The sequence below is a fragment of the Bifidobacterium panos genome (assembly GCF_012932445.1).
GTDB lineage: Bacteria > Actinomycetota > Actinomycetes > Actinomycetales > Bifidobacteriaceae > Bifidobacterium > Bifidobacterium panos.
The window spans coordinates 1-5,715 of the sequence record NZ_JAAIIJ010000029.1; the positions used below are offsets into that span (position 1 = coordinate 1).

At 62.0% G+C, this 5,715-nt stretch carries 1 protein-coding gene; it reads left to right on the forward strand.

Annotation, left to right across the window (positions count from 1 at the left end; translation table 11 throughout):
* Nucleotides 1-56: 56 nt before the first annotated feature.
* Nucleotides 57-5,715 (forward strand): InlB B-repeat-containing protein (locus tag G1C94_RS07390; RefSeq protein ID WP_172147062.1); only part of this gene is annotated, 5,659 nt, incomplete at its 3' end.

Below are 5,715 nucleotides of genomic sequence, written 5' to 3' on the forward strand. Positions count from 1 at the left end.
TCGTTTTGTGTTGGGGGAGGGTTTGGTAGAAGAAAAAGAAATTTTAGGAGTTTCTTATGGTGAGATTTTCATCTCAAACCGGCTCGGGGCGCGGGTTGCCGCGTTGGCTGGCGGCCATGGTGTCGGCCATAGTGTCGGCGCTGGTGGTGCTGGCAGTGGCCGTGCCCGGCGCCTGGGCCGCAGGCTCGGCGTCGGTGACCTCATGGGCCGACGTGCTGAGCGCGTTGACGACGGCGGATACGGTCACGTACACGGTGTCCGCGAACACCGTGCCGGGTACGACGTTGACTGTGCCCGACGGCAAGACGCTGATCGTCACGGGTTCGGCCGCGTTGGCGGGCAGTGATTCGGGCAAGCCGTTGTTCGATGTCGCCAAGGGCGGTCGTCTGGTGTTGGACGGGGTCACGATCAGGACCAACACCGTCGGTGACGATGGCGCGGTGCATGTCGCCGTGGGCGGCGTGCTGGACTTGGGTTCCGACGGCGCTTCCCCTTCCGCCCCGTCGATCACGGGCAACACGACGAAGGCCGGCGCGGCCCGTAATCTGGTGGTCGCCGAGCAGGTCGAGACGGGCACGGGCAGCACGAAGGTCACGGAAAGCGCGACCGTAAGGTTGAACGCCAGTGCGGACAAGCCGATCGGCCTGTCCTACGCGGGTGATGTCGTCAGTCCGGTTTCGATGGTCGTGAGCGGCAAGCGCACGGTGACGGACAGCGACATCGACAACGACAAGATCACGCTGGACAAAACCAGCGACGCCAACAATAGCGAACTGGAAACGGTGCTAGTCAACAACACTGTCGTCTTGCGCAGCGTGAACGCGAAAATCCTCTACTGGGCACCAAATAGCCATTTCGCAAAGGGGAACGATTCCAGGGAGTATCCAGGCATAACGGCCCGGCAGACGTCTGATTGGACGGAGGGCTCGAACAGGTTCTATGGTCTCGGTGACCTTATCACGGTTCACGGCTCCATATCCGATAGGGAGACTTTCGTTGATAATGACGCGTTGAACGGTTTGCCGCTTGATCAGTTTGATTTCATTTACATTGAGCCGAGCATGACGAAACCAAACGGCGGCGACAAATACTACACGCAGGACGAGGTTGATGCTCTGCTGGCGTATTTGGACAAAGGCGGACGCATCTTCATCCAATGCGAAGACACGTCCTACCAAGACCTGAACAGCTCGGGAACGGAGTTGGCGACGCGCCTGTATACCGGTTTCACGGTGGAGTCCTTGCCCTCGATTGGCGTTGCCGGCGCTACAGTCAGCCGCACTGACTCGGCGGTGGCGAAGAGTCTGACGGAGAAGCTGCCGACGGACTGGGAAGTGGGCTATGCGAGTCCGATTTCGTATACCACCAATAAGGCTAGTGTCATTTTCGCCGCCACTGCCGACGACGGCTCGACGCAGCCGATTTGTGTTGATTTGCAGGCGGGTTCCTCTGATACTTCGACTCCGTGGGGTAATGTCACGGTCATCTCCGACGGAAATATCTGGGCGGGCGTCTGGAGCGGTGCTGATAGCACAGACAGAAACCCCGAGTATGCCACTCAGTTTGCGGATAACCTGGTGACGACGACTAGGCAGTCTCGTGCTGTTGCTGCGACTGGTACGAATCCGAATACGGAGCAGTTTACGGTGACGTTTAAGCCGGGTGATGCCACTGAGGATGGTGCTGTCGAGTCTACGGCGTCTGTGTATAAGGGCAGTCCGGTTGGTGATCCTGAGTTGACGTATACGAATCATGTGCTGTTGGGCTGGTATTACACGGATGCTCAGGGTGAGAAACACAAGTGGGATTTCTCCAAGGATGCGGTGACTGAGGATGTGACGTTGACTGCGGAGTGGACGGAGTATGCGTCGTATTCGGTGGCGCATTATCGTGAGACGTTGGAGACCGGTATGTATCCCTTGGTTGCGGATGAGACGGTGACGACGGATGAGAACAATGACCCGTTGACGGGCAAGATCGGCGATAAGGTCACTGCGGATTCGGAGGATACGTCGTCGGGTGATTTTGAGGGTTTCACCGCCCAGACTGTCGAGCCGCAGGAGGTTCTGGCTGATGGCAGTACGGTGGTGAAGGTCTATTACACGCGTAACACGAACACGGTGACGTTCACGGTGACCGAGGACGGCACGCTGGACAAGGGCGTGCAGGATTCCCTGAAGGTGAAGACCGGCATCCCGTTGTCGGAGGACGTGGACGGCAAGTTCGTGACGCCGACGGTGACGCCGGTGGCGGGTAAGAAGTTCCTGGGTTGGCGCCAGCAAGCCGAGTCCGAGGAGGAGGCTGCGAAGTTGCCGGTGTATTCGCCGTCTGAGATGGCTGATGTGACGGTGAAGTCTGCTGCGACGTTCGAGGCCCAGTATGAGGACCTGCCCGATGTGACGGTGGTGTTCGATTACAACGGTGGCAAGGATGCGTCCGGTGCGTCGTATAAGTCGTTGACGGGCGCGCAGGGCACTTCGTACAAGGACGACATCCCGGCCACGGATACGGACAACCTGAAGCGTACCGGCTACACGTTGGACGGGGACAAGACGTGGCAGTCGTCGGTGTCGACGGTGAAGCCGGAAGGCACGTTTACGGCTGCTGCGACGTTCAAGGCCGTGTGGACTGCGAATGATAATACGGTGAAGTTCGTCCAGGCCAAGGATGATACGCATGGCACGTTGTCGTATGACACCGAGTTCACGGTGAAGACGGACGCGACGGTGGGCGAGGGCGTCAGCACGGATGCCTCCAAGACTGCTTTCGCGGCGCCTCCGACGGTGAGTGTGGACGCGGGTTACTCGTTCGTTGGCTGGAAGTGCAGCGAGGACAACAAGCTGTACGATTCCAAGGACGTGGCGTCTTATGAGGTGAAGGGTCTTGACGAGACGAACAGGACGGTGACGTTCACCGCGGTGTATGCGGCGAACAAGAACTGCACGGTGGTGTTCAACCCGAACGGCGGCCAGATTGACGGTTCGGATGACGGCAGGGTTGTGTCGGGTCTGAAGGACCAGTCGTACGCGGCGGATGTGCCGGACAAGAAGGTCATGTCGCGTGAGGGCTATACGTTCGGCGGTTGGCTCAACGCGGATGACGAGGTCGTGACCCCGAGCGGCGTGTTCGATACGGAGGGTGTGACGACGTATACGGCCAAGTGGGATCCGACGCTCAACACGATCACGTTCAAGGTGGACGCCAAGGATGGCACGCAGACCGCTGGCGCGTCCACGTTGACGGACGTGGCCACGGGTACGCTGTTGAAGGATGTCGCGGGCTATCCCGCGCAGACGGGCCCGACGGTGAAGCCGGTTGCGGGCAGGAAGTTCCTGGGTTGGCGTTCCAGCGGTGATAACGCGTTGTACCAGCCGAGTGAGATCGGCGCCCTGCGTTCCAAGCCGAACCTGACGTTCACGGCGGAGTTCGAGGACACGCCGAAGGTGACGGTGACGTTCGACTACAACAACGGCGCTTTGGACGGCAAGACGTCCTCGACGGTCACGGGCAACCAGGACACCGCGCAGGCGGTGCCGCAGCCGACCCGTGCGGGTTACACGCTGGGCGGTTGGACCGCGGTTCCCTCGTCCGTGGGCAACCTGGAGGCGACCGACACGTCGGTGACGTTGAAGTCTGATGCGGTGTATACGGCCCAGTGGAATCCGGTGAGCCAGGATGTGAAGTTCATCGTGGGCGCGAACGGCGCGCTGGGTGATGGTGTGAAGGCCTCGTTGTCGGTGCCCACGGGCACGGCGTTGAAGGACGCCAAGGACGCCCAGGGGGCGGCCGCGTATGCGGAGCCGTCGGTGTCGGCGAATGATGGTTGGAAGTTCACGGGCTGGCGTTCCAGCGCGGACCAGAAGCTGTACCAGCCGTCGCAGATCAAGGATCTGCTGGCCGAGCCGGGTCTGACGTTTACTGCCGAGTATCAGGAGTTGGGCGCGGTGACCGCCACGCTGAACTACAACGGCGGCCACAACAAGGCCGGCGAGGCGTATGTGCAGTTGTCCGGCAAGGAGAACGTCGCGTACTCGGATGCCGACAAGGCGAAGGCCGCCGAGGTCCCGACGCGTGACGGCTACAAGTTCGCGGGTTGGGACGTGAAGCCGTCTGGCAGGTACGCGAACGCGTCGTATGTGGCGCAGTGGACCCCGTTGGAGAGCACGGTCACGTTCACCACGGACGAGCGCGGCACCCTGTCGGGCACCACGAAGTACGACAAGGTGAAGACCGGCAGTGCCGTGAATGGCAAGCCGGACGAGCCGAAGGCCGTTGACGGCTACCGGTTCACGGGTTGGCGGTGCAACGAGGACGGCAGGCTGTACTCGCACGACAGCGTCGACAAGTACGTCGTCGCCGGCACGGCCGAAAACCAGAAGGTCACGTTCACCGCGGAGTACGTGGATTTGGACGACGTGCAGGTGTATTTCAACTACAACGGCGGCAGGGACAAGTCCGGCGAGACGTCCGGCACGCTGAGCGGCCAGGCGGGCAAGTCGTACGCGCAGGCCGACGTTCCGGTTCCGACGCGCACGGGCTACACGTTCGACAAGTGGGACGAGACCCCGTCGTTGAAGTACGAGTCGGTGATGTACACGGCCAAGTGGAACGTGGTGGAGAACACCGTCACGTTCGACAAGGGCGATCACGGCGCCGCGCTGACGGGCGAGACGACCTACAAGGTCAACTCGGGCGACAAGGTCGGTGGCGAGCCGACCGTGACGCCGGAGGACGGCTGGACGTTCGTGGGCTGGAAGTGCGACGCGGACCAGAAGGTCTACGCGGCTGACGGCGTGAAGGACAAGTACGTGGTGACGGGTGTTGACGGCGGCAAGGCGCAGCAGGTCACGTTCACGGCGTTGTACGAGAAGAACGACGGCGCGAAGGTGGTGTTCAACGCGAACGGCGGCCTGGTGGACGGCAAGTCCACCGTGACCCTGACGGACGCGGCGGGCACCAAGTACACTGCGCCCACGGATCTGACGCGCGAGGGCTACGAGCTGCAGACGCCGAACTGGCTGGACGCGGACGACAACGAGCCGACCGGCACGTATGCCGAGGGCACGACCGTGTACACGGCCCAGTGGACCGCGAAGGCCAACACGTTGTCGTTCGAGCGTGGCGAGAACAACGGCCAGATTTCGGGCAGCCTGTCCTATCAGGTGGACACGGACGCGAAACTGGCCGGCGTGACCGCCCCGTCGGCCACGGCGAACGCGGGTTATTCGTTCGCGGGCTGGCAGTCCGACGAGTTCGGCCTGGTCGCCTCGGACCAGCTGGCCAGCCTGGTCATGCCCGCCCATGACGTGACCATGACGGCCGTGTGGAAGGCGAACCCGACCGGCACGGTGGTGTTCAACTTCAACGGCGGCCACAACGCGAACAACGAGTCGTCCGCGAAGGTGTCCGGCCCGCTGAACACCAAGTACGAGACCCCGGCGGATCCGACGCGCGAGGGCTGGACGTTCGACGGGTGGGACACGGAAGTGTCCGGCACGTTCGACGAGACGACGCTGGTGGTCAACGCCAAGTGGACCGAGGCCACGAACAAGCTGTCGTTCGCCGCGGGCGAGCACGGTTCGCTGGCCGGCACCACGGGTTACGAGGTGGCCACGAACGCGAACCTGAAGGACGCGGGCGTCACCGCGCCGAACGTCACGGTGGAGCAGGGTTACGAGTTCATCGGCTGGCAGTCCGACAAGCTCGGCCTGGTCA